Genomic DNA, 26744 nt, shown 5'->3' with positions numbered 1-26744 from the left:
ATTTAATATGTATACTTATTAAATCCCACCAGCCTGCGAGGAGCGCCGCCATGCAATTCCACCAGAACGGTTTCCGCCCCGGCGACCCGCGGGTGGAGGACGCCTCCCCGCTGGCGGCCCCGCACACCGAGGCCGTGCCGGCCGAGGTGGACGTGCTGATCGTCGGATGCGGCCCCGCCGGCCTCACGCTGGCGGCACAGCTCGCGGCCTTTCCCGACATCCGCACCTGCATCGTGGAGCAGAAGGACGGCCCCTTGCAGCTGGGGCAGGCCGACGGCATCGCCTGCCGCACCATGGAGATGTTCGAGGCCTTCGGCTTCGCCGGCCGCGTGCTGGAAGAGGCCTGCTGGATCAACGAGGTCACCTTCTGGAAACCGGACGCCCGCGAGCCGGCCAAGGTGGTGCGCCATGGCCGCGTGCAGGACACCGAAGACGGCCTGTCCGAGTTTCCGCACGTGGTGCTGAACCAGGCGCGGGTGCACGACTTCTACCTGGAGCGGATGCGCCATTCGCCGAGCCGGCTGGAGCCGCACTATGGCCGCCGGCTGGTCGACGTCAAGATCGATGACGCGGTGATGGTGCGACTGGAGCATGCCGGCAGGGAAGAAACGGTGCGCGCGCGCTACGTCGTCGGCTGCGACGGCGCGCGCAGCGCGGTGCGCAAGTCCATCGGCCGGCATCTCGTCGGCGACTCGGCCAACCAGGCCTGGGGCGTGATGGACCTGCTGGCCGTGACCGACTTTCCCGACATCCGCTACAAGTCCGCCGTGCAGTCCGCCGAGGGCAACCTGCTGGTGATCCCGCGCGAGGGCGGCTACCTGGTCCGGCTGTACGTGGAGATGGACAAGCTGGGCGAGGAGGAGCGCGTCGCCGATCGTGGCATCACCGTGGAACACCTGATCGCGAAGGCGCGGCGCATCCTGCATCCGTACACGCTGGAAGTGAAGGAAGTGCCGTGGTGGTCGGTCTACGAGATCGGCCAGCGCATCTGCGACAAGTACGACGACGTGCCCGCGGGCGAGGCGAGGCAGCCGCGCGTTTTCATCGCCGGCGACGCTTGCCACACGCACAGCCCGAAGGCGGGGCAGGGCATGAACTTCTCGATGCAGGACACCTTCAACCTGGGCTGGAAGCTGGCCGCCGTGCTGCGCGGGCAGGCCGCACCTGCGCTGTTGGACACCTACAGCGCGGAGCGGCAGGTGGTCGCGCAGCAGCTGATCGACTTCGACCGCGAGTGGGCGAAGATGTTCAGCGAGCGCGACGTCGACCCGAAGGAGTTCCAGCGCTACTTCGAGCAGCACGGCCGCTTCACGGCGGGCGTGGGCACGCATTACCGGCCTTCGCTGGTCACCGGGGAGGCGACGCACCAGCAGCTGGCCACCGGCTTCGTGATCGGCACGCGCTTCCACTCCGCGCCCGTGGTGCGCATCACCGATGCCAAGCCGGTGCAGCTGGGGCACGCCGGAAAGGCCGATGGGCGCTGGCGCCTGTATGCGTTTGCCGGCCAGGATGCGGCAAGCCTGCACGGGCTCTGCCGCTTCCTCGCGGAGTCGTCGGACTCGCCAGTGCGCAAGTACACGCCCGCGGGCCAGGACGTCGACGCGATCTTCGACCTGCGCGCGATCTTCCAGCAGGACCACCGCGAACTGGCGATCGAAGCGATGCCGGCCTTGCTGCTGCCGCGCAAGGGCCGCCATGGACTGCACGACTACGAGAAGGTGTTTGCGCCCGACTCGAAGAACGGCGCGGACATCTTCGACCTGCGCGGCGTCGACCGCAAGCAGGGCGCGCTGGTGGTGGTGCGGCCGGACCAGTACGTCGCGCACGTGCTGCCGCTGGCGGCGCAGCGCGAACTGGCTGCGTTCTTCGCGGGCTTCATGCTGCCTGCATGAGGCGCGCCGGCCGGCGGAATATGCATCGAACTATTTGTTCGTTCGTTTTTCGCCGCCTTGCCGGGACAATGGCGTCCATGGTTTCCGAAATGCGCTGTCGCGCCTGATCGCCCTCGCGGCGTCCCGTTCCCTCCATTCACTCGGCTCCGATCGCCCCGCGCACGCCGCGGGGCCGGGCCGTCTTTCGCTCCAACAGAACAAAGCATGATCGAACTGCAAGGCATCGTCCAGGCCTACGGCGCCCACGAAGCGCTGCGCGGCGTGGACCTGGAGGTCGCGCCGGGCGAGGTCTTCGGCATCATCGGCCGCAGCGGCGCGGGCAAGAGCTCGCTGGTGCGCACCATCAACCTGCTGAACCGGCCGAAGAGCGGCAAGGTGTTCGTCGGCGGCCGCGAGCTCACGGCGCTGCCGCCCGCGCAACTGCGCGAAGCGCGGCGCGAGATCGGGCTGGTGTTCCAGCACTTCAACCTGCTGTCCTCGCGCACCGTGGCGCAGAACGTCGCCCTGCCGCTGGAGCTGGCCGGCGTCGCCCCGCTCGAGGCGCGCAAGCGGGTGGACGAACTGCTGGACCTGGTCGGCTTGGCCGGCATGCGCGACCGCTATCCGGCGCAGATCAGCGGCGGGCAGAAGCAGCGCGTGGGCATCGCCCGGGCCCTGGCCAACCGGCCCAAGGTGCTGCTGTCGGATGAGGCGACGTCCGCGCTGGACCCCGAGACCACGCGTTCCATCCTCGGGTTGCTGCGCCAGATCAACCGCGAATTCGGCCTGACCATCGTGCTGATCACGCACCAGATGCAGGTGATCAAGCAGGTGGCCGATCGCGTCGCCGTGATCGATGCGGGCCGCATCGTCGAATCGGGCCCGGTGCTGGAGGTGTTCACGCGGCCGCGGCATGCCACCACGCGCAGCCTGATCGAGGAGATCGTTCCGCAGGCGCTGCCCGAGGGCGTGCTGGCCCGCATCCGCGCGCTGATGTCCGGCGGCCCCGCGGACGAGAGCCAGCTGCTGCGCCTGGCCTTCGCCGGCGACGGCGCCGACCGGCCCCTGCTGTCGAACGTGATCCGCGACCACGGCATCGACCTGAGCATCGTGCATGGCCAGGTCGATGAAGTGCAGGGCCAGCCTTTCGCCTCGCTGGCTGTGCTGGCCCGGGGCGCGCGCGAGAAGCTGAATGCCGCGACGGCGCAATTGCGCGGCGCCGGCGTCGTCGTGGAGGAGGTGGCCCATGTGGGATAACTTCACCCCTGCGATGCTGGAGCTGTTTGCCACCTCGCTGTGGGAGACGCTGGTGATGGTGGGCATCTCCGGCATCGCCGGCTCGCTGGTGGGCATTCCGGTCGGCGTGCTGCTGCGGCTGACGGACCGCGGCGGCGTGCTGCAGAACGGCGGCGTCAATCGCGTGGTGGGCGGCATCGTCAATGCGCTGCGGTCCACGCCTTTCATCATCCTGCTGGTGGCGATCATCCCGCTCACGCGGCTGATCACCGGCTCGTCGATCGGAACCGCCGCGGCGGTGGTGCCGTTGACGCTGGCCGCCGCCCCCTTCATCGCGCGGCTGGTGGAAGCCTCGCTGCGCGAAGTGGACCACGGCCTCGTCGAGGCGGCGCAGGCCATGGGCGCGACCACGGCGCAGATCGTCTTCAAGGTGCTGCTGCCCGAGGCCCTGCCCGGGATCGTCGGCGGCTTCACCATCACCCTGGTCAGCCTGACCGGCTATTCCGCGATGGCCGGCGCCATCGGCGGCGGCGGCCTGGGCGACCTCGGCATCCGCTACGGCTACCAGCGCTTCCTGCCGGAAATCATGCTGGCCGTCGTCGTGGTGCTGGTCCTCTTCGTGCAGGCCGTGCAGAGCCTGGGCGACTGGGCGGTGCGCCGCCTGAGCCACAAATGAACGCGTCCTCCCTCTTTCATCTCACAAGGAAAACAAGCATGAACAAGCGTACCCTGCTGAAGACCACCCTGGCCCTGGCCATCGCCGCCACCGCCAGCTCGGGCCTGCTGGCCCAGGACAAGCCGATCAAGATCGGCGCCACCGGCGGCCCGCACGCCCAGATCCTGGAGCAGGTGAAGAAGGTCGCCGAGCGCGACGGCCTGAAGATCCAGATCGTCGAGTTCAGCGACTACGTGCAGCCGAACGCGGCGCTCGCCGCCGGCGACCTGGACGCCAACAGCTACCAGCACAAGCCTTACCTGGACCAGCAGGTGCAGGACCGCGGCTACAAGTTCGTCTCCGCCGGCTACACCGTCAACTTCCCGATCGGCATCTACTCGAAGAAGGTCAAGAGCCTGAAGGACCTGAAGGAAGGCGCGCGCTTCGGCATCCCCAACGATCCCACCAACGGCGGCCGCGTGCTGCTGGTGCTGCAGGACCAGGGCCTCATCAAGCTGAAGCCGGGCGCGGGCCTGAAGGCGACGCCGCTGGACGTGGTCGAGAACCCGAAGAAGCTGAAGATCGTGGAACTGGACGCCGCGCAGCTGCCGCGTTCGCTCGACGACCTCGATGCCGCCGGCATCAACACCAACTACGCGTTGTCGGCCGGCCTGACCCCGGGCAAGGACGCCATCGCCAAGGAAGGCGCCAAGAGCCCTTACGTCAACATCATCGCCGTGCGCGAGCAGGACAAGGACAAGCCCTGGGTCGCCAAGCTGGTCAAGGCGTACCACTCCGAGGAAGTCCGCAAGTTCGTGCAGGACGAGTTCAAGGGCGCGGTGATCCCCGGCTTCTGAGCGGGGAGGGTGGGGTCGCTGATCGCGAACCCACCCTAGGAACGCAAAGCGATCGCCTCCATCACCCGTTCCAGTGCCTGGCCGCCGCCGAAGCTCACCTGCTGCGGCGGGGCGCCGCCGGCGGTGATGCGGATGGCGCAGTACTTCAGCTCGGGGATCTTGGCGACCGGATCGAACTTGTCGTTGGTCACGCGGTTGATCGCGGCTTCGTAGTAGCAGAAGGGCACGAACACGGCGCCGCGCGGCGAGCCGTCGTCGGCGCGGCCGTAGAGCGTGACCTGGCCGCGGCGCGATTCGATCGTCAGCAGCTCGCCGGGCTTCACGCCGAGTTCGGCCAGGTCCAGCGGGTGGATCAGGGCCACGGGATCGGGCTCGATTGCGTCGAGCACGGTCGCACGCCGCGTCATGCTGCCGGTGTGCCAGTGTTCCAGCTGGCGGCCGGTGATCAGCACCATCGGGTAGTCGGCATCGGGCCGCTCGGCGGCCGGGATGATGTCCGCCGGCACGAAGCGGGCGCGGCCGCCTTCGCGCGGGAAGTCCTCCTCGAACACCACCGACTGGCCCGGGTCGCCTTCCTGCATGCAGGGATAGGTGACCGCATGTTCGCGATCGAGGCGCTCCCAGGTGATGCCGCCGATGCTGGGCATGGTGTGCCGCATCTCGTCGAACACTTCCGAGACGTGCTGGTAGTTCCAGTCCAGGCCCAGGCGGCGCGCCAGTTCCTGGATGATCCACAGGTCCTGCTTCGCGTCGCCTGGCGGGTTGACGGCCTGGCGGCCCATCTGCACGAGGCGGTCGGTGTTGGTGAAGGTGCCATCCTTCTCGGGGAAGGCGCTGGCGGGCAGCACCACGTCCGCCAGGCAGGCGGTCTCGGTCAGGAAGATGTCCTGCACGACCAGGTGCTCCAGCTTGGCGAGGGCTTCGCGCGCGTGGTTGGCATCGGGGTCCGACATCGCGGGGTTCTCGCCCATCACGTACATGCCGCGCACCTTGCCGGCATTGGCCGCGTGCATCACTTCCACCACGGTCAGGCCGGGCTGGTCGTCCAGCGAGCCGGGGGCGAGCTTCCAGTGCTGCTCGAAGCGCGCGCGCACCTGCGGCTCCACGACCTTCTGGTAGTCGGGGAACATCATGGGGATCAGGCCGGCGTCGGACGCGCCCTGCACGTTGTTCTGGCCGCGCAGCGGATGCAGGCCGGTGCCGGGGCGGCCGATCTGGCCGGTCATCAGCGCCAGCGCGATCAGGCAGCGTGCGTTGTCGGTGCCGTGCACGTGCTGCGACACGCCCATGCCCCACAGGATCATCGAGCCCTTGCTGGTGGCGTAGGCGCGGGCGACCTCGCGCAGCGTGTCGGCGGGGATGCCGCACAGGGGCGCCATCGCTTCGGGGCTGTAGCCCTCGAGGTTCTTGCGCAGTTCCTCGTAGCCGGTGGTGCGGTCGGCGATGAAGGCCGGATCGGTGAGGCCTTCCTCCACGATCACGTGCATCATGGCGTTGAGCATCGCCACGTCGGTGTCGGGCTTGAACTGCAGGTGCCGCCAGGCCAGGCGCGTGAGGTCCGACTTGCGCGGATCCATCACGACCAGGCGCGCGCCGTTCTTGGCCGCGTTCTTCATCCAGGTGGCGGCCACCGGATGGTTCACCGTGGGATTGGCGCCGATGATGACGATCAGCTCGGCTTGCGTGACGTCCATCACCGGGTTCGACACGGCGCCGGAGCCTATGCCTTCCAGCAGCGCGGCTACCGAGGAAGCGTGGCACAGGCGCGTGCAGTGGTCGACGTTGTTGCTCTTGAAGCCGGTGCGCACCAGCTTCTGGAACAGGTAGGCCTCTTCGTTGCTGCCCTTGGCCGAGCCGAAGCCGGCCAGCGCCTTCGGGCCGTGCGTGTCGCGGATGCCGCGCAGCTTGCTGCCGGCCAGCTCCAGCGCTTCTTCCCAAGTCGCTTCGCGAAACATTTCGTGCACGCGGTCCGGGTCGAAGGTCGCCTTCGGGTCCTTGGGCGCGTCGGCGCGGCGGATCAGCGGCTTGGTCAGGCGCTGCGGATGGTGCGCGTAGTCGAAGCCGTAGCGGCCCTTGACGCACAGGCGCCCATGGTTGGCCGGGCCGTCGCGGCCTTCGACGAACAGGATCTTGTCGTCCTTGACGTTGTAGGTGAGCTGGCAGCCCACGCCGCAATACGGGCAGACCGAAGCGACCTGCTTGTCGGGGACGGGCAGGGCGGCGCCGCGCGCGGGCATCAGGGCGCCGGTGGGGCAGGCCTGCACGCATTCGCCGCAGGCCACGCAGGTGGAGACGCCCATCGGGTCGTCCTGGTCGAACACGATCTTGGCCTGCTCGCCGCGGAAGGCGAGGCCGATGACGTCGTTGACCTGTTCGTCGCGGCAGGCGCGCAGGCACCGCGTGCACTGGATGCAGGCGTCGAGGTTGACGGCGATGGCGGGATGCGAGAGGTCGGGGCCGACCTGGCCGCGCGAGGGGAAGCGCGGCTTGCCGACGCCGAGCTTGGCCGACCACTCGTCCACTTCGTTGTGGCGCGTGTACTCGGCTTCCGGCATGTCGGATTGGAGGAGCTCCAGCACCATCTTCTGCGCCGCCACGGCGCGCTGGCTGTCGCTGGTGACTTCCATGCCGGCCGCGGGCGCGCGGCAGCAGCTCGGGGCCAGCACGCGCTCGCCCTTGATCTCCACCATGCAGGCGCGGCAGTTGCCCACCGCGTCGAGGCCGGGCTTGTAGCAAAGGCGCGGAATCTCCACGCCTTCGCGGTCGGCCACCTGGATCAGCGTCTCGCTGGCCCGGGCCTCGACCTCGCGGCCATTGAGCTTGAAGCGCACGACGGGGGCATCGATGGATGCGAGTTCGGCGCGGGTGACGGCATTCATTGTTTCATCCCAATTCGTGCGGGAAGTACTTCACCACGCAATCCACCGGATTCGGGGCGGCCTGGCCCAGGCCGCAGATGGACGCATCGCGCATCACCTGCGACAGCTCCGCCAGCAGCGGCAGGTTCCACTTCGGCTGCTGGATCAGCGCATAGGCCTTGGCCGTGCCGGCGCGGCAGGGCGTGCACTGGCCGCAGGATTCGTCGCGGAAGAAGCGCATCAGGTTGCGCGCCGCGGCCGTCGCCGTGTCCTTGTCCGACAGCACCACCACCGCGGCCGAACCGATGAAGCAGCCGTGGGGCTGCAGCGTGTCGAAGTCGAGCGGGATCTCGTTCATGCTGGCCGGCAGGATGCCGCCCGAGGCGCCACCCGGCAGGTAGGCATAGAACTTGTGCCCGGCGGCCATGCCGCCGCAGTACTCGTCGATCAGCTCCTGGATGGTGACTCCAGCGGGCGCCAGCTTGACGCCCGGCGAACGCACGCGGCCCGATACCGAGAAGGAACGCAGGCCCTTGCGGCCGTTCGCGCCCTGGCTCGCGAACCAGTCGGCGCCGCGCTCCAGCAGCTCGCGCACCCAGAACAGCGTCTCGAAGTTGTGCTCCAGCGTCGGCCGCCCGAACAGGCCGACCTGCGCCACGTAAGGCGGACGCAGCCGCGGCATGCCGCGCTTGCCTTCGATGGATTCGATCATCGCGGACTCTTCGCCGCAGATGTAGGCGCCGGCGCCGCGGCGCAGCTCGATGCGCGGCAGGCCCGCCGACGGCGGATCGGCGCGCAGGCGATCGAGCTCCTGCTGCAGCATCGCGCGGCAGCCGTGGTATTCGTCGCGCAGGTAGATGTAGATCGCATCGATGCCGACCGCCCAGGCGGCGATCAGCATGCCTTCCAGGAAGCGGTGCGGATCGCGTTCCAGGTAGACGCGGTCCTTGAAGGTGCCGGGCTCGCCTTCGTCGATGTTGATGGCCATCAGCCGCGGCGCGGGCTCCGCGCGCACGATGCGCCACTTGCGGCCGGCCGGGAAGCCGGCGCCGCCCAGGCCGCGCAGGCCGCTGGCCTCGAGCGTGGAAATCACGGATTCGACGTCGCGCTTTCCGCCCAGGCACTGCTCCAGCAGGCTGTAGCCGCCGGAGGCGCGGTATTGCGACAGGCCGACGTAGCCTTCGGGTTCGTGCTGGATCGCGCCATCGCGCACCAGCTCGGCCACCTTCTGCGGGGTGGCGCAAGGCACGGGGTTCTGGCCGACGACGGCGGCCGGCGCCTGTTCGCAGCGGCCGATGCAGGGCGCGGGGATCACCCGCACTTCGCGACCCAGCACCGAGGGCAGCTTCTGCAGCAGCTGCTGCGCGCCCGCGAGTTCGCACGACAGGCCGTCGCAGACGCGGACGGTCAGCGCTTCCGGCGCCTCGTCGCCTTCGCGCACGATGTCGAAGTGGTGGTAGAAGGACGCCACCTCGAACACCTCGGACTGCGCCATGCGCATTTCCTGCGCCAGCGCCGCGAGGTGCGGCGCCGACAGGTGGCCGAAGTGGTCCTGCAGCTTGTGCAGGTGCTCGATCAGCAGGTCGCGCTGGCGCGAGCCGTCACCGAGCAGCTGGCGGACTTCCGCCAGCGCCTGGTCGCCGGGCTTGCGCCCCTTCGGGCCTGCGCGCTTGCGCTCCCGCAGCAGCCCGGGGGCCGCCGCGATGGGGATGATGCGTTTCTGCACAGGCCTCCGATCACAGCAGGCCGGCGGCGCGGGCCCACTGGTACTTCGCGCCCAGCACTTCCACCGGCAGTTCGGTGGAGTAGGCATAGGCCGGGATGCCGTTCTCGTACAGGTACTGGGCGGCCTCTTCGACCTCCACGTCGCCGGCGAGCGAAGCCACCACGGGCTTGATCTTGCCCTTCTCCTTCATCTCGTTGACGATCTGCACCATGTTCTTCGCGAACACCATGGGCGGCGTCACGATGGTGTGCCAGTAGCCCAGGATCAGCGCGTGCACGCGGTCGTCTTCCAGGCCCAGCTTGACCGTGTTGACGTAGGTGATGGGCGGCTCGCCGCCGGTGATGTCCACCGGGTTGCCGGCCGCGCCGAAGGGCGGGATGAACTTGCGGAAGGCCGCGTCCAGGTCGTCCGGCATCGGCTTGAGCAGCTTCAGGCCGTTGTCGACGCAGGCGTCGGACAGCAGCACACCCGAGCCGCCGGCGCCGGTGATGATCACCACGTTCTCGCCCTTGGGCGTGGGCAGGATGGGCACGCCGCGCGACAGCTCCAGCATCTGGCGCAGGCTGCGGGCGCGGATCACGCCGGACTGCTTGAGCACGTCCTCGTAGATCTTGTCGGTGCCGGCGACGGCGCCGGTGTGCGACGCGGCGGCGGCGGCGCCCATGGCGGTGCGGCCCGCCTTGAGCATGATCACCGGCTTCTTCTTCGAGACGCGCTTGGCGACTTCGGCGAAAGCGCGGCCGTCCTTCAGGTCTTCGGCGTGCTGCGCGATGACCTTGGTGTTCTCGTCCTGTTCGAAGAAGAGCAGCAGGTCGTCTTCGTCGATGTCCGACTTGTTGCCCAGGCCGACGATCGCCGACACGCCCATCTTGGCGGAGCGCGAGAAGCCGATGATGGCCATGCCGATGCCGCCGGACTGCGACGACAGCGCCGTGGAGCCCTTGACGTCGTAGGCCGTGCAGAAGGTGGCGCACAGGTTGGCCGGCGTGTAGTAGAAGCCGTAGATGTTGGGTCCCATCAGGCGGATGTTGTACTCGCGCCCGATCTTCTGCAGTTCTTCCTGGCCTTCGATGTTGCCCGTCTCGCCGAAGCCGGACGGAATCAGGATGGCGCCGGCGATCTTCTTCTCGCCGCATTCCTTCAGCGCGCCGGCCACCAGCGGGGCGGGAATCGCGAACACCGCGGTGTCGATCTCGCCCGGCACGTCCTTCACGCTCTTGTACGCGGTCAGGCCCATGATCTCGCCGCCCTTGGGCGTGATCGGGTAGATCTTGCCCTGGTAGCCGCCGTTGATCAGGTTCTTCATGACCGAGTTGCCGATCTTGCCGGCCTGGTCGGACGCGCCGATGACCGCCACCGCCTTCGGCTTCATGATGCGGTTCATCGACTTGACGACTTCCTTCTCGTCCGGGCGATAGCGCGGCGCCTTGGGCGTGAAGTTCACGACGATGCGCACGTCGGCGGCGATGGCGCCGGTCTCGGACGCGAACACCGGGTTCAGGTCCATCTCGGAGATCTCGGGGAAGTCGCTGACCAGCTGCGACACCCGCACGATGGTGGACTGCAGCGCCTCGCGGTTCACCGGCTTGCCGCCGCGCACGCCCTTCAGGATCTCGGCGGCCTGGATGCCGTCGAGCATCGAGGCGGCATCTTCCTGCGTGGCCGGTGCCAGGCGGAAGGTGACGTCCTTCAGCACCTCGACCAGCACGCCGCCCATGCCGAAGGCGACCAGCTTGCCGAAGCTGTCGTCGGACATCGCGCCGATGATCGTTTCCTGGCCGCCCTTGATCATCTGCTGCACCTGCACGCCGACGATCTTCGCGTCCTTCTTGTAGTTTTTCGCATTGGCGATGATCTGCTCGTAGGCGGTGGCGGCGTCGTCGGCGCTCTTCACGCCCACGACCACGCCGCCGGCCTCGGTCTTGTGCAGGATGTCGGGCGAGACGATCTTCATCACCACCGGGAAGCCCATGGAGGAAGCGAGCGTCATCGCTTCCCTCGCGGAGCCGACCACGCCTTCCTTGGGCACGGCGATGCCGTAGGCCTCGCACACCACCTTGCCTTCGGGGGCGGTGAGCGAATCGCGCCCTTCCTTCTTCACCGCGTCGAGGATCGCGCGGACCTTTGCCTTGTCGCCTTGGAAGTTAGCCATGGTTGACTCCTTGAAAATGGTTTAGATGACCTTGGCTGCGCGCAGCTCTTCGACCTGGTCTTTCGAGTAGCCCAGCTGCGCCAGCACTTCCTCGGTGTGCTCGCCCAGCAGGGGCGAGCGCGTGACTTCGGTTTCGCTGTCGGAGAGCTTGATCGGGTTGCCCACCGACAGGTACTTGCCGCGCTTGGGGTGGTCGACTTCGACGACGGTGCCGGTGGCGCGCAGCGCGGGCTCCTCGGCGATCTCCTTCATCGACAGGATCGGGCCGCAGGGGATGTCGTACTTGTTGAGGATCTCCATCGCCTCGAACTTGGTCTTGGTCTTGGTCCACTCCTCGATGCGCGAGAAGATCGTCTTCAGGTGCGGCAGCCGCGCCTTGGGCGTGGCGTAGCTCGGGTCGGTGATCCAGCTTTCCTCGCCGATCACCTTGCAGATCGAGGCCCACACCGGTGCCTGCGTGATGAAGTAGATGTAGGCGTTGGGGTCGTGCTGCCAGCCCTTGCACTTCAGGATCCAGCCCGGCTGGCCGCCGCCCGAGGCGTTGCCCGCGCGCGGCACGGCTTCGCCGAATTCGGTCTCGGGGAACTGCGGGTACTCCTGCAGCACCTTGGTGCGGTCCAGGCGCTGCTGGTCGCGCAGCTTGACGCGGCACAGGTTCAGCACGGCGTCCTGCATGGCGGCCAGGACCTTCTGGCCCTTGCCGGTCTTCTCGCGCTGGAACAGGGCGGTGACGATGCCCAGGGCCAGGTGCAGGCCGGTGCCCGAGTCGCCGATCTGCGCGCCGGTGACCAGCGGGGGGCCGTCGTCGAAGCCGGTAGTGGAGGCGGCGCCGCCGGCGCACTGTGCGACGTTCTCGTAGACCTTGCAGTCCTCGTACGGACCGGGGCCGAAGCCCTTGACCGAGGCCATGATCATGCGCGGGTTGATCTGCTGGATGCGCTCCCAGCTGAAGCCCATGCGGTCCAGCGCGCCGGGCGCGAAGTTCTCGACCAGCACGTCGCACTGCTTGATCAGCTCGATCAGGACTTCCTTGCCCTTGGGGTTCTTGGTGTCCAGCGTGATCGAGCGCTTGTTGTGGTTCAGCATCGTGAAGTAGAGGCTGTCCACGTCCGGGATGTCGCGCAGCTGGCCGCGGGTGGCGTCGCCTTCTCCCGCCTTCTCCACCTTGATCACGTCGGCGCCGAACCAGGCCAGCAGCTGCGTGCAGGTGGGGCCCGATTGGACGTGCGTGAAGTCGAGGATCTTGACGCCGTCGAGTGCTTTGCCCATGTTGTTGGTTCCTGTCGTAGTTTGAAAATCTTTGAAGGGGCTGGAGGCTGGAGGCTAGGGGCTAGGGAGGCGAGACGGGGTGTTTCCCTAGTCTCCAGCCTCCAGCCTCTAACCCCTTGTTTCTCACGCCTTCTTCTTCGCCATCGCCGGATTCAGCGACGTGATGCGGCCGCTCTCGGTGCCGGCGGTCTCGTCGATGATCGCGTTGATCAGCGTCGGCTTGCGCGAGGACACGGCCTCGGCCAGCGCCTTGCGCAGTTCCTCGGGGTTCTTCGCCACCACGCCGACGCCGCCGAAGGCCTGCATCATCATGTCGTAGCGCGCGTTCTTCACGAACTGCGTGGGCGCCATCTCCGGGCCGCCGCTCGCGTTGACGTCGGTGCCCTTGTAGATGCCGTTGTTGTTCATCACGACGACGCACACCGGCAGGTTGTAGCGGCAGATGGTTTCCACTTCCATGCCGCTGAAGCCGAAGGCGCTGTCGCCTTCCACCGCGATCACCTGTTCGCCGGTGACGGCGGCCGCCGCGACGGCGAAGCCCATGCCGATGCCCATGATCCCCCAGGTGCCGACGTCGAGGCGGCGGCGCGGCTCGTACATGTCGACGATGGAGCGGGTGAAGTCCAGCGCATTGGCCCCTTCGTTCACCAGGTAGGCCTTGGGGTTGTCCTTGACCGTGTCGCGGATGACGTTGAGCGCGCTGTGGAAGTTCATCACCGGCGGGTTCTTCGCCAGCGTCTCCGCCATCTTGGTGAGGTTCTTGTCCTTGCGCTCCGCGATGGCGCCGGTCCAGTCGGCCGGCGGCTTGTTCCAGCCGGAGCCCATGGCCTGGTTGAAGGCGGAGATGCAGGAGCCGATGTCGCCGATCACCGGCGCGGCGATCGCGACGTTGCTGTCCGCTTCGGTCGGCGAGATGTCGACCTGGATGAACTGCTGCTTGCCGGCGTCCTTCGACGAGGAGCCGCCCCAGGTCTTGCCCTTGCCGTGCGACAGCAGCCAGTTCAGGCGCGCGCCTACCAGCATCACCACGTCGGCTTCGGCCAGCACGTAGGAGCGCGCCGCGGACGCGGACTGGTTGTGGTTGTCCGGCAGCAGGCCCTTGGCCATGGACATCGGCAGGTAGGGAATGCCGCTCTTCTCGACGAAGGCCTTGATCTCGGCATCGGCCTGCGCGTAGGCGGCGCCCTTGCCCAGGATCACGAGCGGCTTCTTCGCGTTCTTCAGCAGGTCGACGGCGCGCATGACGGCGTCGGGCGCGGGGATCTGCTTGGGCGCAGGGTCCACCACCTTGATCAGCGACTTCTTGCCGGCTTCGGCATCCATCACCTGCGCGAACAGCTTGGCCGGCAGGTCGAGGTAGACCCCGCCCGGGCGGCCCGAGACCGCGGAGCGGATGGCACGCGCGATGCCGACACCGATGTCCTCGGCATGCAGCACGCGGAAGGCGGCCTTGCACAGCGGCTTGGCGATGGCCAGCTGGTCCATCTCCTCGTAGTCGCCCTGCTGCAGGTCGACGATCTCGCGCTCGCTGGAGCCCGAGATCAGGATCATCGGGAAGCAGTTGGTGGTGGCGTTCGCCAGCGCGGTCAGGCCGTTGAGGAAGCCGGGCGCCGACACCGTGAAGCAGATGCCGGGCTTGCCGGTGATGAAGCCGGCGGCGGCCGCGGCGTTGCCCGCGTGCTGCTCGTGGCGGAAGGAGATGACCTTCATGCCCTCGCCCTGCGCCTGGCGCAGGAAGTCCGTGATCGGGATGCCGGGCAGGGCGAAGATCGTGTCGATGTCGTTCAGCTTCAGTGCGTTGATGACCAGGTGGAAGCCGTCGGTCGTGTCGCGATCTTGCGTGTCAGTACTCATGGTCGAAGGGTCCTGGTTGGGAGTGCGAGAATGGTAGAAGTCGGCTTCAGGAAACCCTCTTGACCGCAGTCAAGTTTCGAAGAATCGGCTGCGCCTTCAGGGGAATCCCTCGCATCCATCCATGTCCTCGATCGAAAAGCACCCCGAACGCAACGTCATTCGCGTGCAGCTGGCGCGCAACGTGGCGCTCAAGACGATGTCCGCCGCCCAGATGGCGGAGCTGGAACCCCTGCTGGTGGTGGTGGATTGCCAGAAGGGCGAGGCACTGCTGAACCAGGGCGTGCACGAGATGGAGCAATACTTCATCCTCGACGGCATCCTCAAGCGCGTGGTGAGCAACCAGGAAGCCAAGGAGATGATCCTGCGCTTCGCCGAGGAAGGGCAGATGGAAACCAGCTATGCCGCGTGGCGCCTGGGATCGCCCGCGCCGTACAGCATCGTCTGCGTCACCCGCGCGCGGGTCGCCAAGCTGCCCTTGCGCGACTGGGTCGCCTTCCTCGACCGCCATCCGGGCCTGAAGCAGGCCTTCGAGTACGAGGTGATGCACCACATGAGCGAGATCATGGCGCACACGATCACGCTGCACCTGCTGGATGCGCCGGGCCGGGTGAAGCGCTTCCTGCGCAAGCACCCGGACCTGGAAGAGCGGCTGCCGAAGAAGGAAACGGCGTCCTACCTCAACCTGTCGGCGGAGACACTCAGCCGCCTGAAGGCCCGGGGCAAGATCTAGGTCTTGGCGTAGGTGAACTTGCGGGACACCTTCATCAGGTGCAGCTGGTTGTCCACCTTGCCGATGCCGGCGACGCCGCTGGCCACGCGCGCGGCTTCCGTCTTTTCCTGCTCGTTCACCACGATGCCGCTCAAGGCCACGCGGCCGGCGCGCGAATCGATCTGCACGTCGACGTTGCTGGTGGATTCGTTGGCCTTGAGTGCCGCCCGCACGCGCGCCGACAGTGCAAGGCCGGCCAGCGTTTCGCGCGACTCCTCGGTTTCCTGGAATTCCGGACGCCTGGCGAGTTGCAGGATCGTGTCCACGCAGCTGTCCACCGAAAGCCGGTCGGTGTTCAGCACCATGTCGTAGAGCAGCGGGTCGCCCCAGGTCACGCCGAACTGCGCGTTCATGCGCTGCGCATGCGCGGCGTCGCTGCGGCGCACTTCGGATTCGGCCGCCTCGCGGTCGTCGGTGCCCAGGTTCTCCATCAGCCAGGCCACGCGCTGCTCGAAAGGCCGCGTGACGCGCACGCGCAGCACGTGCCGCACCGGGCGCAGCAGGCAGGTGGCGCCCCAGCCGCGCAGCACCACGTTGCCGCGCTGCGCCTGCGCGAAGACTTCCTCGGCGGTGTAGACGGCGACCTGCTGCTTGTCCGTGGCGATGCGCTCCACGAGGCCGGCCTTGCCTTCGCGCAGCCGGCGGATCAGGCTGGCCGGCACCTGCATGCGGCCGGCGACGTTCTCCACCACCTCGTTGCGTTGCACGGTGAGCCCGCCCGCTTCGGCCAGGCGCAGCGCCACGTCCTTCGCGAGCGAACCCATTTCCTGCGTGAGGGCGATCACCGGCATGCTCGGCTCCTGTTGCGCTATCGGTCGTTCAATCCACCGGCTGCTCGGCGGCGAACGCGGGCGCCTTGGGCTTGCGCACCTTGGCCAGCAAGCGCGAGACCAGCGGCCACACCAGCAGCAGCAGCGCCAGGCCGGTGATGGTGCCCACCAGCGGGTTGGACACCATGATCATCAGGTCGCCCTGCGAGACCAGCATGGCCTGGCGGAACGAGTCCTCGGCCTTGTCGCCCAGCACCAGGGCCAGCACCAGCGGCGCGAGCGGGTAGTCGAGCTTCTTGAACACGTAGCCGATCACGCCGAAGGCCATCATCAGCCACACGTCCAGCATCGCGCTGTGCACGGTATAGGCGCCGATGGCGCAGATCACCACGATCACCGGCGCGATGATCGAGAACGGGATGCGCAGGATGGACGCGAACAGCGGCACGGTGGTCAGCACCACGATCAGGCCGGCCAGGTTGCCGAGGTACATCGAGGCGATCAGGCCCCAGACGAAGTCCTTCTGCTCGACGAACAGCAGCGGGCCGGGTTGCAGGCCCCAGATCAGCAGGCCGCCCAGCAGCACCGCGGCGGTCGGCGAGCCGGGGATGCCCAGCGCCAGCATCGGCAGCAGGGCGCTGGTGCCGGCGGCGTGCGCCGCGGTTTCCGGCGCGATCACGCCTTCCATCTGGCCGGTGCCGAACTTGGCGCCGTCCTTGGACATCTTCTTGGCCAGGCCATAGCTCATGAAGGAAGCGGGCGTGGCGCCGCCGGGCGTGATGCCCATCCAGATGCCGACCAGCGAGCTGCGGATGGAGGTCATCCAGTACTTCGGCAGCTGCTTCCAGGTTTCCAGCACCACCTTCGGGCTGATGCGGGCGCTCTTGCCGGAGAAGGCCAGGCCTTCCTCCATCGACAGCAGGATCTCGCCGATGCCGAACAGGCCGATCACCGCGATCAGGAAGTCGAAGCCGCGCATCAGGTCGGGAATGCCGAAGGTCAGGCGCAGCTGGCCGGTGACGGTGTCCATGCCCACGGCGGCCAGCGCGAAGCCGATCGCCATCGAGGCCAGGATCTTGAAGGGCGAGCCCTTGCCCATGCCGACGAAGCTGCAGAAGGTGAGCAGGTAGACCGCGAAGAATTCGGGCGGCCCGAACTTGAGCGCGAACTTCGCCACCAGCGGCGCGAGGAAGGTGATCATCACCACCGCGACGAAGGCGCCGACGAAGGAGGAGGTGAAGGCCGCCGTCAGTGCCTGGCCCGCGTTGCCCTGCTGCGCCATCGGGTAGCCGTCGAAGGTGGTGGCCACCGACCAGGGCTCGCCCGGGATGTTGAACAGGATCGAGGTGATGGCGCCGCCGAACAGGGCGCCCCAGTAGATGCACGACAGCATGATGATCGCCGAGGTGGGCGACATCGTGAAGGTGAGGGGCAGCAGGATGGCGACGCCGTTGGCGCCGCCGAGTCCCGGCAGCACGCCGATGAGGACGCCGAGCGTGATCCCCACCAGCATCAGGAGCATGTTCATCGGCGTCAGGATGACGCTGAAGCCATGGAACAGGGCGCTGAGTTCGGTCATGGAGTGATGGCCTTGTGCGACGGGCGGCGGGGCTTCAGTAGCCGAGGAAGGCGAGGGGATCGAAGGCGCCCTTGGCGAGCGGCACCTTGAACCAGACTTCGAACAGGAAGAAGAACAGCACGGCGATGATCACCGCGGTGGCGACGCTCTTGGCCTTGTTGAACTTGCCCAGCACGATCATGAAGCCGGCGATGTAGATCGCCGAGGCCACGTAGATGCCGATGAACTGCACCGCCAGCACGTAGACCAGCGCGGGCACCAGCACCATCAGCACGCGGCGCAGCTGCTCGCCGTCGACGAAGATCTCGGTGTTGCGCTTCTTGCCGAACAGGGCCTGGTAGGCCGCGCCGAGCGCGGACACGCACAGGATGAGGCCGATGTAGAAGGGGAAGTAGCCGGCGCCGGGTCCGTCGCTGGTCCAGCCGGAGCCGAGCTTGCGGCTGCCGAACACCACCACCAGGCCCAGCACGAGGATCAGCAGCGCGACCGCTGCCTCGACGGCGAAGGTGGGCACGCCCCGCCGTTCGACGGCGGGCTCCTGTAGCGTTTCCATGGAATCTTGTCTCCGAAGAAAAACCCCCGCGCGCGGCGGGGGTGGGGATGCCTTATTGCGCGAGGAAGCCGGCGCTCTTCATCAGTTCGCGGTGCTGCTGCTCCGCGGTGCCCAGCCACTGGACGAACTTGTCGCCGTCCATGGAGGTCTGGTTGAAGGCGCCCTTCTCCATGTAGTCCTTCCACTCGGGCGTCTCGCGCACCTTCTTCAGCAGGTTGACGTAGAAGTCGGTCTGCTCCTTGGTCACGCCGGCCGGCATGAAGATGCCGCGCAGCATGGTGTAGGTGGTCGGCACGCCGGCTTCCTTGCAGGTGGGCACGTCGCCCCAGGCCTGGGTGTCGGTGATCTTGGCCTTGTAGGGCATGCGCTGGTCGTCGAAGACGCACAGGGCGCGCAGCTGGCCGGCGCGCCATTGCGCCACGGCTTCGATCGGGTTGTTCACGGTGGAGTCGACGTGCTTGCCCACCAGCTGCACCGCGACCTCGCCGCCGCCCTTGAAGGGCACGTAGATGAACTTGGTGCCGGTGGCCTTCTCGATGCCCACGGTGAGGATCTGGTCCTCCTGCTTGGAGCCGGTGCCGCCCATCTTCATCTTGCTCGGGCCGGCGGCCTTGACCGCGGCCAGGTAGGACTTGGCGTCCTTGTACGGCGTTTCGGCGTTGACCCACAGCACGAAGTTGTCCAGCGCCATCATGGACACCGGCGTCATGTCGCGCCAGTTGAAGGGCACCCCGGTGGCCAGCGGCGTGGTGAACAGGTTGGACAGGGTGACGACGATCTTGTGCGGGTCGCCCTTGGCGCCCTTGACGTCGAGGAAGCCTTCGGCGCCCGCGCCGCCGGACTTGTTGACCACCACCAGCGGCTGCTTCATGAGGTTGTGCTTCACCACCACGCCCTGGATCAGGCGCGCCATCTGGTCGGCGCCGCCGCCGGTGCCCGCGGGCACCACGAACTCGACGGGTTTGGTGGGTTCCCACGCGGCCTGCGCTGCGGGCGCGGCGAGCAGGGTGGTGGCAAGGAACGTGGCCGCGGCAGTCGATAGCCGGGTCCTGAGGGTCGCTCGTCTCGTCATCGAATTTGTCTCCTGTGCTTCTGGAATACCCCGGCGCGTTCTTCTCGTGGAACACGTCGCCTGGTGGGGCCGCGACATATGCTCCGACGATCCGGGCCCGATTCTCTTGACTGCGGTCAAGTTTGCGGAATTCAGGGGAGCTTCTAGGGTTTGTCCGGGTCGGGGCTTAAGCAGATGCCGCAAGGCGCAGCGCGCCCCGCTGCCGGGCCATGGATTGCGCGAGCAGCTTCACCAGCGCATACACGGTGTCGATGTGCGGCGTGGGCGTCGCCGCCATGCGCGCGAGCTCCACCACCGAACCCACCAGCGCATCGATCTCGGGACTGCGTCCCGCTTCGATGTCCTGCAGCATCGAGGTCTTGTGGTGCCCCACCTTCTCGGCGCCGGCGATGCGTTTCTCGAGCGGCACACGCATCTGGATGCCCAGGCGCTGCGCCACCTCCTGCGCTTCGCGCATCATGTTGGCGGCAAGCTCGCGCGACAGCGGAAAGCCGCAGATGTCGGCCAATGTCGCATGCGACAGGCCGCTGATCGGGTTGAAGCTGAGGTTGCCCCAGAGCTTGAGCCAGATCTCGCTGCGGATGTCGGCCAGCACCGGCGACTTGAAGCCGGCGCGCGTGAAGACTTCCGCGATGCGCGTCACGCGCTCGCTGCTGCTGCCGTCCAGTTCGCCGAGCGGCAGGCGGTCGCCTTCGATCTGCCGCACGACGCCGGGCGCCTCGAGTTCGGCGGCGGGGTAGACCACGCAGCCGATCACGCGGTCCGGCGGAATGCGGTTGGCGAGCGGCACGCCGGCATCGACCGTGTGCACCTGCCGGCCTTCCAGCGGTCCGCCGTGGCGATGGAAGTACCAGAAGGGGATGCCGTTCTGCATGGTGACCACGGGCGTGTGCGGCCCCAGCAGGCGCGGCAGGCAGTCGGCGACGTCCTGCACCTGGTGGGCCTTGACGGCCAGGATCACCAGGTCTTGTTCGCCCGCTTCCGCGTAGTCATCGGTGGCGCGGATGCCGCGCACCGCGTGGGTGCTGCCGTCGGCCAGCGTGAGCCGCAGGCCGTCGCGCCGCAGCGCTTCCAGGTTGGCGCCGCGCACGAGGAAGGTGACGTCTTCCCCGGCCCGCGCCAGCTGGCCGCCCACGAGGCCGCCGATGGCGCCGGCCCCGATGACGGCGATCCTCATGACCGCCGGGCGGCCTGGCAGCGGGACTTGGCGGCTTCGATGGCGTTGACCAGGAAGTCGGCTTCGTAGGCGCGCAGCAGGTGGGCCTGCTCGCTTTCCAGGTAGGCGCGCACGCCTTGCGCGCCGCTGCCGGGCAGGCGCGCGTAGGTGGCGGCGTCCCAGCTCCAGTTGAGCCCCAGCTCTTCGAAGGCCGCGTTGTAGGCGGCGAGGTGGGCTTCGGCGTGCGGGTCGGCGGGGATGTTGGCGTGGGCGGCGTACATGCGGTTCTCCTGGTGGCGTGGTGCAAATCTAGGCCGCTTCGTCGATAAGCGACAGTCAAACTATTTGATGGTTTCCATTCCTTCGGGCTTATAGTTGCGGGCATGCGCCACGCCACCCTTCGCCAGCTCAAGGTGTTCGAATCGGTCGCCCGCCACCGCAGCTTCTCGCGCGCCGCGGAGGAGCTGCACCTCACGCAGCCGGCGGTGTCGACGCAGGTGCGCAAGCTCGAAGACCATGCGGGGCTGCCGCTGTTCGAGCAGCTCGGGAAGAAGATCCACCTCACGCCCGCGGGCGCGCAGATGCTGCAGTCCAGCCGCGAGATCATCCAGAAGTTCCAGGAGGCCGAGGAGGCGATGGCCCAGTACAAGGGCGTCTCCGGCGGGCGGCTGAACGTGTCGGTGATCAGCGCCGGCGACTACTTCTTTCCCCGCCTGCTGGTGGAGTTCGCGCAGCGGCACCCGGGCGTGACGCTCAACCTCGGCGTGTGCAACCGCGAGGAGCTGCTCGCCCAGATGGAAGCCAACCAGACCGACCTGGCGGTGATGGTGCGGCCTCCCGCGGACGCGGATGCGGACACGGTAGCCGAACCCTTCGCGCCTCACCCTTACGTGGTGATCGCCTCGCCCACGCACCCGCTGGTGGGCAAGAAGCGCATCCCGGTGACGCGCCTGGCCGGCGAGCCTTTCATCGTGCGCGAGAAGGGTTCGGACACCTGGGCCTCCATGGAGGAGGCCTTCGGCGAGCGGCTCGGCGAGCTGACGATCGCCATGCAGATCAAGAGCATGGAAACGATCAAGCAGGCCGTGATGGCCGGCATGGGCGTGAGCTTCCTGTCAGCGCACACGGTCAGCCGCGAGCTGCGCGAGAAGAGCATCGCCGTGCTGGACGTGCAGGGCTTCCCGCTGATGCTGAACTGGTACGTGGTGCACCGGCGCACCAAGCGCCTGCCGCCGGTGGCGCAGGCTTTCAAGGCGTTCCTGCTGAAGGACGGGGCCGGGTTGATCGATGCGGCCATGGGCCTGCCGAAAAGAAAGCCGTAGGGTGGGTTCGCGCGAGCGACCCCACCACGCTAGGACCGCACCAGCACCCGCCACCCTTCCGACGCCACCAGCCCGCGCTGCTTGGCGAACTCGCCGGCGCTCATCTTCCCGCCGCCGTCCGGCCGCAGCTTGAAGATCTCGATGATCCCGCCTTGCGACCACACGGCGATCGACTGCTCGGTCGCGCCGACGATGTCGCCGGGCCGATGGCCGCCCGGCACGAACTTGCCGACCCTGTGCTTGCGCGCGTCGTACACGCGCACCTTCACGCCGGCCAGCTGCGTCCAGGCGCCCGGCGCCGGGTTGCAGGCGCGGATCAGGTCGTAGACGTGGTCCACCGGCGCAGCCCAGTGGATCTGGCACTCGTCGTCGTGCATCCAGCCTTCGTAGGTGGCCTGCGCCTCGTCCTGCAGGTGCTCCACGTGCCGGCCCTGGATCACCATGTCCGCCGCTTCCTGCAGCGCCGCGACGCCGAGCGGGAACAGCTTGTTGAAGTAGACCTCGCCCAGCGTTTCGTCGGGCCCGATGTCGCAGGACTTCTGCAGCACCACCGGGCCTTCGTCCAGGCCGTCGGTGGGACGGAAGATGGTGACGCCGGTTTCCTTCGCGCCCAGCGCGATCGGCCAGCTGATCGACGAAGGACCGCGGTGCTTCGGCAGCAGCGACGGATGGAACTGGATGGTGCCGAAGCGCGGGATGTTCACGAACTCCTGCGGCGCGAACTGCAGCACGTAGGCCATGATGCCCAGGTCGGCATCGAGCGAACGCATGGCCTCCACGGCCTCGGGACTGCGCAGGCTGGCGAAGGTGAACACCTGCAGGCCCAGCGCCTGCGCGTCGGCGCGCAGTGCGTCGGGCTTGGTGCCCGGCTTGTCGGGAACGCAGAAGACGCCGGCAATGGTGTCGCCGCGGGCGATGAAGCCTTCCAGGACGGCCTTGCCGAATTCCTGTTGCCCGATGAATGCGATGCGTGCGATGGTCGTTCTCCCTGATCAACGCAAGAGGAAATAGGCCGCCAGCCCGTACAGCACGACCGCGAAGACCTTCTTCAGCGGCCGGATGTCCATGCGATGCGCCGTTCGCGCGCCCAGCGGCGCCATCGTCATGCTGGCCAGCGAGATGATCACCAGGCCCGGCAGGTACAGGTAGCCGACGGCGCCGGGCGGCATCTGCGGCAGGCCCTGGCCCGCATAGATGTACCCGATGGTGCCCGCCAGCGCGATGGGGAAACCGAGGGCCGACGAGGTGCCGACCGCGTCGTGGATCTTGATGTTGCACCAGGTCATGAAGGGCACCGAAACGAAGGCGCCGCCGGCGCCGACCAGCGAGGACAGCCCGCCGATCACCGTGCCGACGCCGAAGGTCACGGCCGGCCCGGGCAGGGTGCGGCTCGGTTTCGGCTTGCGGTCCAGGAACATCTGCGTCGCCGAGAACGCGACGAAGATCGCGAACAGCACGCCCAGCAGCTTGCCGGGCAGGGCCACCGCGAGCTGCGCGCCGAGCAGCGAGCCGACCAGGATGCCCGGCGCGAGCACCTTCACCACCGGCCACAGCACGGCGCCGCGCTTCTGGTGCGCGCGCACCGAGGACAGCGAGGTGAAGCAGATCGTGGCCAGCGAAGTCGCCACCGCCATCTTCACCGTGATGTCGGCGGGATAGCCCTTGGACGTGAGGATCATGGTGAGGAAAGGCACCATGAGCATGCCGCCGCCTATGCCCAGCAAGCCGGCCAGGAAGCCGGTGCAGGTGCCGATCAGGAGCAGTTCGAGAATGAGTTGGGGCTGCAGCAGCGACATCGTTGTTGTTGGTGCCGCGCTTGCGGCGGCAGCCCGCATTGTCGCAAAAGGAAAACGGGCTGCCGGAAGGCAGCCCGTCGGGTGTGGGTGTCTGCGAGTGCCACCGGACCGCATCCTGAACCGGAGTTCAGGTGGGCGAGGTCAACCAGGCATTGGGTTCATCTGACGCGAGATGATCACGCTTGCCGGCGATGTTCCAAGCCCGCGCTCAAAGAGCATTGGTTCAAGGAAATATAAAGCCCGATACGCACTGCAGACGGGTTCATTCTAGGACGCAAAACGGCGCGCGGTGCAAAGCGGATGTGAAGCCGTGAAAGATTTGAGGGCTTGACAAGAAATGCGCAAGCTCAACTGATTTCTGCGTGGCGGCCGCCACGCGCGCGCAGCGCTAGATCAGGCGACCGTCGTCGCCCAGCGCCTGGTCCAGCCGCACCATCAACTGCGCGAGCCGCACGTCGTCCGCCAGGTTGCGGATGCCCGTCACCGTCTGGTCGTTGCTCGCGAAGCTCGCGGCGTGCAGCACCGGCGCGGGCCGGTCGGCGAGGTCGAACGCGAGGTTCAGCGCCGCCAGCACCGCGATGCGATCGCGCGCCTTCACCTTGCCGGCGTCGCGGATCTTGCACATGGCGGTGTCGACCTTTTCCACGGCCTCCAGCAGGCGCTGCTCGCCGCCGGCGGGGCATCCGAGCAGGTAGCTCTGGCCCATGATCTGCACTTCGAGCTGCTTCATGCGGGCGTGTTCAGGTCGGGCAGGCGTTCGAGCAGGGCGTCGACGCGCGAGCGGGCCGCGGACAGGCGCGACTTGAGCGAGTCGCGTTCCTGCGTGAGCAGCTCCACCTGCTCGGTGAGCAGGGCGTTGGTGCGCTGCAGCTCCTCGTAGCGCACGAGAAGACGCTCGACGCGCTCGACGAAGGGGTCGATCTGGGAGCCACTGGCCATGCGCGGATTGTAGGGTTTTGTGACGTAATCGGCTTTAGAATCAATGCGTTGGTGCTCGCGGTGTGGTTCGCATGCCGCAGTTCAACGGGAAGCAGGAGGCACGTGCGCCACGCGCGCGCAAGCCAACCTGCGCTGCCCCCGCAACGGTAAGCGGAGGGCGGCGCCGCCACCCGCGGCGCCGTCCGCTTCCATCCTCGCAAGCCACTGGGCGCCGCCTGAAACAGCGCGCCTGGGAAGGCGATGGAAGTTCTTCCGCCAGCCCGGATACCGGCCAACGAGGCGGCCGCGCGTTCATCCGCGCGGCCATGGCGCCCAATGCGCCGGCGGGGAAGCCGGCGCGGGCAACCGACGGATCCCTTCATTCAATGCAAAAGAAAGTGCCTTCTCCGCACGCGCGCGCCTGGTTCCTGGCCGCAGCGGCATCCTTGTCCGCGTCCGCCTTCGGGCAGAACGTGGTGCTGCCCGAGGTGCGCGTCACCGCGCCGCGCTTCGCCGACACCGAGCGCACGCTGCCTTACGGCGTGAGCGTGATCACCGCCGACGAAATCCGCGCCAGCGGCGCGAGCAACGTCAACGAAGCCATCATGCGGCTGCTGGGCGTGCCCGGGCGCGCGGACTTCTACGGCGGCGGCGAGTACAGCCTGGACCTGCGCGGCTTCGGCACCACCGCCGACAACAACCAGGTGATCGTGGTCGACGGCGTCCGCATCTCCGAGGCCGACCTGGGCGGCACGCGCCTGGTCGGCATCCCGATCGAATCGGTGGAGCGCATCGAGGTCCTGCGCGGCAGCGGCGCGGTGCTGTACGGCGAAGGCGCCACCGGCGGCGTGATTGTCATCACCACCAAGGCCGGCCGCGGCGTCCAGCAGGCGAACAGCGGCTCGGTGTACGGCGCCGTGGGCAGCTACGGGCTGCGCGAAGCCCGCGCCGATGCGCACCTGGGCACCGGCGGCCTGGTCCTGGACGTCAACGCGCAGAAGCGCAAGACCGACGGCTACCGCGACAACGCCGCCTCCGACGTCGAGGCCTTCAGCGGCACCGCGCAGTGGTCGGGCGACTGGCTGCGCGTCGGCGCGCGCCTGTCGCAGGACGACCTGGACGCACGCCTGCCGGGCGCGCTCAGCACCGCGCAGTACGCGGACAACCCGCGCCAGGCGAGCCGTCCCGACGACTGGGCCACGCTGAAAGGGCAGCGCGGCGCGCTGTTCGCCGCGGCCGAACTGGGCGGCTGGCAGCTGGCCTTCGATGCGGCGCACCGCGAGAAGGAACTGCGCAGCCTGAACGCCGGCTTTGCCTACGACTACGACATAGCGGCCAACAACTACGCGCTGCGGGCGAAGCACGAAGGTACGGTGGCCGGCCTGAAGAACGCTTTCGTGGCCGGCGCCGACTTCGACGACTGGCAGCGCGACGTGCTGGGCGCCTTCGGCGCGCGCGCCAGCCAGCGCTCGCGCGGGTACTACCTGAAGGACGACGTCACGATGGCGACCGGCACGCGCTTCTCGCTGGGCGCGCGCACCTCGCGCATCAGCAAGGACAACACGAGCTCGGGGACGGGCTTCGACGACAGCCCCACGGCGTGGGAGCTGGGCGTGAGCCATCCGTTCAATGCCGCCGTGACCGCCTATGCGCGCATCGGCACGAGCTTCCGCCTGGCCAACGTCGACGAGTTCAACTTCACTTCGCCGGGCCTGGTGCTGCAGCCGCAGACCTCGAAGGATGCCGAAGCGGGCCTGCGCTACGCCTGGGCCGGCGGCAAGCTCGATGCGCGCCTGTACAGCAGCCGCCTGGAGAACGAGATCGGCTTCGATCCCAACGCGCCGGGTCCTTTCGGCTTCCCGGGCGCCAACGTCAACTTCGATCCGACGCGGCGCGAGGGCCTGGAGCTGGATGCCAGCCACGAACTGACGCGTGCCTTCGCGCTGCGCCTGAATGCGGCCTGGCGGCAAGCCACGTTCCGCTCCGGCCCGTACGCGGGCAAGGACGTGCCCCTGGTCCCGCACGCTTCCGTGGCGCTGCGGGCCGACTGGACGCCGCTGGCCGGCCACCGCTTGAGCGGCGGCGTGAACTGGGTATCGTCGCAACATCCGGACTTCGCCAATGCCTGCGCCATGCCCGCCTACGCCACCGCCGATGCGCGCTACGCCTACCAGTTCCGGGCGCTGGAACTTGCCCTGGGCGTGACCAACCTTTTCGACCGCAAGTACTTCACGCAGGCCTTCGGCTGCGCGGCCGGCCAGGTGACGTCCATCTACCCGGAGGCGGGCCGCGCCTTCACCGCCTCGGCGCGCTACCAGTTCTGAGGACGCC

Annotated in this window: 22 protein-coding genes and 1 riboswitch; of the genes, 7 read left to right on the top strand and 15 right to left on the bottom strand. The window is 67.9% G+C overall.

Annotated features, from left to right (window positions below; translation table 11 throughout):
- Positions 1-50: 50 nt before the first annotated feature.
- The 4 genes from LZ009_RS08005 (at position 51) to LZ009_RS07990 (ending at position 4619) form a co-directional block, all read left to right on the top strand.
- Positions 51-1892 (top strand): FAD-binding monooxygenase, encoded by a 1842-nt coding sequence (locus LZ009_RS08005; RefSeq protein ID WP_275697379.1) that lies wholly within the window; start codon positions 51-53, stop codon positions 1890-1892.
- Positions 1893-2096: 204 nt separating this feature from the next.
- The gene (locus LZ009_RS08000) at positions 2097-3128 is read left to right on the top strand and encodes a methionine ABC transporter ATP-binding protein (protein ID WP_275697378.1); all 1032 of its coding nucleotides are present in this window, start codon (positions 2097-2099) and stop codon (positions 3126-3128) included.
- Positions 3118-3783 (top strand): methionine ABC transporter permease, encoded by a 666-nt coding sequence (locus LZ009_RS07995; protein ID WP_275697377.1) that lies wholly within the window; start codon positions 3118-3120, stop codon positions 3781-3783. The genes LZ009_RS08000 and LZ009_RS07995 overlap by 11 nt, the downstream gene beginning before the upstream one ends.
- A 38-nt stretch (positions 3784-3821) precedes the next feature.
- Entirely contained in the window at positions 3822-4619 is a 798-nt protein-coding gene (locus tag LZ009_RS07990) for a MetQ/NlpA family ABC transporter substrate-binding protein (RefSeq protein ID WP_275697376.1), read from the top strand.
- Between the two features lie 35 nt (positions 4620-4654).
- On the opposite strand, the gene fdhF is transcribed toward LZ009_RS07990, so the two are convergent.
- From fdhF to oxc, 5 genes are all read right to left on the bottom strand, one after another.
- Positions 4655-7498 carry a formate dehydrogenase subunit alpha gene (gene fdhF, locus LZ009_RS07985; RefSeq protein ID WP_275697375.1) on the bottom strand — a complete coding sequence of 948 codons (2844 nt, stop codon included), beginning with the start codon at positions 7496-7498 and terminating at the stop codon, positions 4655-4657.
- 4 nt (positions 7499-7502) lie between these two features.
- Positions 7503-9203: an NAD(P)H-dependent oxidoreductase subunit E gene (locus LZ009_RS07980; protein ID WP_275697374.1), complete on the bottom strand. Its 1701-nt coding sequence runs from the start codon at positions 9201-9203 to the stop codon at positions 7503-7505.
- Between the two features lie 10 nt (positions 9204-9213).
- Positions 9214-11355: an acetate--CoA ligase family protein gene (locus LZ009_RS07975; RefSeq protein WP_275697373.1), complete on the bottom strand. Its 2142-nt coding sequence runs from the start codon at positions 11353-11355 to the stop codon at positions 9214-9216.
- 21 nt (positions 11356-11376) lie between these two features.
- Entirely contained in the window at positions 11377-12624 is a 1248-nt protein-coding gene (frc, locus tag LZ009_RS07970; RefSeq protein WP_275697372.1) for a formyl-CoA transferase, read from the bottom strand.
- Between the two features lie 123 nt (positions 12625-12747).
- Positions 12748-14478 (bottom strand): oxalyl-CoA decarboxylase, encoded by a 1731-nt coding sequence (oxc, locus tag LZ009_RS07965; RefSeq protein WP_275697371.1) that lies wholly within the window; start codon positions 14476-14478, stop codon positions 12748-12750.
- A 121-nt stretch (positions 14479-14599) separates the two neighbouring features.
- On the opposite strand from oxc, the gene LZ009_RS07960 reads away from it, so the two are divergent.
- Positions 14600-15208, top strand: a complete 609-nt coding sequence (locus tag LZ009_RS07960; protein ID WP_275697370.1) for a Crp/Fnr family transcriptional regulator — start codon at positions 14600-14602, stop codon at positions 15206-15208.
- On the opposite strand, the gene LZ009_RS07955 is transcribed toward LZ009_RS07960, so the two are convergent.
- The 6 genes from LZ009_RS07955 to LZ009_RS07930 all read right to left on the bottom strand — a co-directional run bounded on the left by LZ009_RS07955 (position 15205) and on the right by LZ009_RS07930 (position 20658).
- Positions 15205-16038 (bottom strand): cytidylate kinase family protein, encoded by an 834-nt coding sequence (locus LZ009_RS07955; RefSeq protein ID WP_275697369.1) that lies wholly within the window; start codon positions 16036-16038, stop codon positions 15205-15207. The two genes, LZ009_RS07960 and LZ009_RS07955, sit on opposite strands and share 4 nt — an antisense overlap.
- Positions 16039-16066: 28 nt before the next feature.
- Positions 16067-17596: a tripartite tricarboxylate transporter permease gene (locus LZ009_RS07950; RefSeq protein WP_275697368.1), complete on the bottom strand. Its 1530-nt coding sequence runs from the start codon at positions 17594-17596 to the stop codon at positions 16067-16069.
- Positions 17597-17630: 34 nt separating this feature from the next.
- The gene (locus tag LZ009_RS07945) at positions 17631-18149 is read right to left on the bottom strand and encodes a tripartite tricarboxylate transporter TctB family protein (RefSeq protein ID WP_275697367.1); all 519 of its coding nucleotides are present in this window, start codon (positions 18147-18149) and stop codon (positions 17631-17633) included.
- A 52-nt stretch (positions 18150-18201) separates the two neighbouring features.
- Positions 18202-19221, bottom strand: a complete 1020-nt coding sequence (locus LZ009_RS07940; protein WP_275697366.1) for a Bug family tripartite tricarboxylate transporter substrate binding protein — start codon at positions 19219-19221, stop codon at positions 18202-18204.
- 166 nt (positions 19222-19387) lie between these two features.
- Complete coding sequence (locus LZ009_RS07935; protein WP_275697365.1) at positions 19388-20398, bottom strand: 2-dehydropantoate 2-reductase; 1011 nt, start codon at positions 20396-20398, stop codon at positions 19388-19390.
- A complete protein-coding gene (locus LZ009_RS07930) occupies positions 20395-20658 on the bottom strand; it encodes an HAD family hydrolase (RefSeq protein ID WP_275697364.1) in 264 nt (87 codons plus the stop codon). Before LZ009_RS07930 ends, LZ009_RS07935 begins: the two co-directional genes overlap by 4 nt.
- A gap of 102 nt (positions 20659-20760) precedes the next feature.
- Here LZ009_RS07930 and LZ009_RS07925 point away from each other — a divergent pair, with 102 nt between their 5' ends.
- On the top strand, positions 20761-21699 hold the full coding sequence (locus LZ009_RS07925) for a LysR family transcriptional regulator (protein ID WP_275697363.1): 939 nt from the start codon (positions 20761-20763) through the stop codon (positions 21697-21699).
- Between the two features lie 29 nt (positions 21700-21728).
- Here LZ009_RS07925 and LZ009_RS24280 read toward each other — a convergent pair whose 3' ends face one another.
- The 4 genes from LZ009_RS24280 to LZ009_RS07905 form a co-directional block, all read right to left on the bottom strand.
- Positions 21729-22658, bottom strand: a complete 930-nt coding sequence (locus tag LZ009_RS24280) for a methionyl-tRNA formyltransferase (RefSeq protein ID WP_275697910.1) — start codon at positions 22656-22658, stop codon at positions 21729-21731.
- 33 nt (positions 22659-22691) lie between these two features.
- Complete coding sequence (locus tag LZ009_RS07915) at positions 22692-23495, bottom strand: sulfite exporter TauE/SafE family protein (RefSeq protein ID WP_275697362.1); 804 nt, start codon at positions 23493-23495, stop codon at positions 22692-22694.
- Positions 23496-23883: 388 nt separating this feature from the next.
- Positions 23884-24225, bottom strand: a complete 342-nt coding sequence (locus LZ009_RS07910) for a cell division protein ZapA (RefSeq protein ID WP_275697361.1) — start codon at positions 24223-24225, stop codon at positions 23884-23886.
- Positions 24222-24434, bottom strand: a complete 213-nt coding sequence (locus LZ009_RS07905; RefSeq protein WP_275697360.1) for a cell division protein ZapB — start codon at positions 24432-24434, stop codon at positions 24222-24224. The genes LZ009_RS07910 and LZ009_RS07905 overlap by 4 nt, the downstream gene beginning before the upstream one ends.
- 32 nt (positions 24435-24466) lie before the next feature.
- Positions 24467-24724: riboswitch (cobalamin riboswitch) on the top strand.
- Positions 24725-24811: 87 nt separating this feature from the next.
- On the opposite strand from LZ009_RS07905, the gene LZ009_RS07900 reads away from it, so the two are divergent.
- Positions 24812-26737, top strand: coding sequence for a TonB-dependent receptor (locus LZ009_RS07900; protein WP_275697359.1), 1926 nt, complete (start codon positions 24812-24814; stop codon positions 26735-26737).
- Positions 26738-26744: the final 7 nt, after the last annotated feature.

It is taken from the genome of Ramlibacter paludis, assembly GCF_022012305.1.
Classification (GTDB): domain Bacteria; phylum Pseudomonadota; class Gammaproteobacteria; order Burkholderiales; family Burkholderiaceae_C; genus Ramlibacter; species Ramlibacter paludis.
Note: the sequence above shows the minus strand (reverse complement) of the source record. Positions and strands in the feature narration are given on the sequence as shown.

Coding starts and splice junctions, on each gene's coding strand:
- LZ009_RS07935 (WP_275697365.1), bottom strand. CDS start 20,398: ATGAGGATCGCCGTCATCGGGGCCGGCGCCATCGGCGGCCTCGTGGGC.
- LZ009_RS07975 (WP_275697373.1), bottom strand. CDS start 11,355: ATGGCTAACTTCCAAGGCGACAAGGCAAAGGTCCGCGCGATCCTCGAC.
- LZ009_RS07955 (WP_275697369.1), bottom strand. CDS start 16,038: ATGCCGGTGATCGCCCTCACGCAGGAAATGGGTTCGCTCGCGAAGGAC.
- LZ009_RS07990 (WP_275697376.1), top strand. CDS start 3,822: ATGAACAAGCGTACCCTGCTGAAGACCACCCTGGCCCTGGCCATCGCC.
- LZ009_RS07940 (WP_275697366.1), bottom strand. CDS start 19,221: ATGACGAGACGAGCGACCCTCAGGACCCGGCTATCGACTGCCGCGGCC.
- oxc (WP_275697371.1), bottom strand. CDS start 14,478: ATGAGTACTGACACGCAAGATCGCGACACGACCGACGGCTTCCACCTG.
- LZ009_RS07945 (WP_275697367.1), bottom strand. CDS start 18,149: ATGGAAACGCTACAGGAGCCCGCCGTCGAACGGCGGGGCGTGCCCACC.
- LZ009_RS08000 (WP_275697378.1), top strand. CDS start 2,097: ATGATCGAACTGCAAGGCATCGTCCAGGCCTACGGCGCCCACGAAGCG.
- LZ009_RS07905 (WP_275697360.1), bottom strand. CDS start 24,434: ATGGCCAGTGGCTCCCAGATCGACCCCTTCGTCGAGCGCGTCGAGCGT.
- LZ009_RS07915 (WP_275697362.1), bottom strand. CDS start 23,495: ATGTCGCTGCTGCAGCCCCAACTCATTCTCGAACTGCTCCTGATCGGC.
- LZ009_RS08005 (WP_275697379.1), top strand. CDS start 51: ATGCAATTCCACCAGAACGGTTTCCGCCCCGGCGACCCGCGGGTGGAG.
- fdhF (WP_275697375.1), bottom strand. CDS start 7,498: ATGAATGCCGTCACCCGCGCCGAACTCGCATCCATCGATGCCCCCGTC.
- LZ009_RS07995 (WP_275697377.1), top strand. CDS start 3,118: ATGTGGGATAACTTCACCCCTGCGATGCTGGAGCTGTTTGCCACCTCG.
- LZ009_RS07960 (WP_275697370.1), top strand. CDS start 14,600: ATGTCCTCGATCGAAAAGCACCCCGAACGCAACGTCATTCGCGTGCAG.
- frc (WP_275697372.1), bottom strand. CDS start 12,624: ATGGGCAAAGCACTCGACGGCGTCAAGATCCTCGACTTCACGCACGTC.
- LZ009_RS07930 (WP_275697364.1), bottom strand. CDS start 20,658: ATGTACGCCGCCCACGCCAACATCCCCGCCGACCCGCACGCCGAAGCC.
- LZ009_RS07950 (WP_275697368.1), bottom strand. CDS start 17,596: ATGACCGAACTCAGCGCCCTGTTCCATGGCTTCAGCGTCATCCTGACG.
- LZ009_RS07910 (WP_275697361.1), bottom strand. CDS start 24,225: ATGAAGCAGCTCGAAGTGCAGATCATGGGCCAGAGCTACCTGCTCGGA.
- LZ009_RS07925 (WP_275697363.1), top strand. CDS start 20,761: ATGCGCCACGCCACCCTTCGCCAGCTCAAGGTGTTCGAATCGGTCGCC.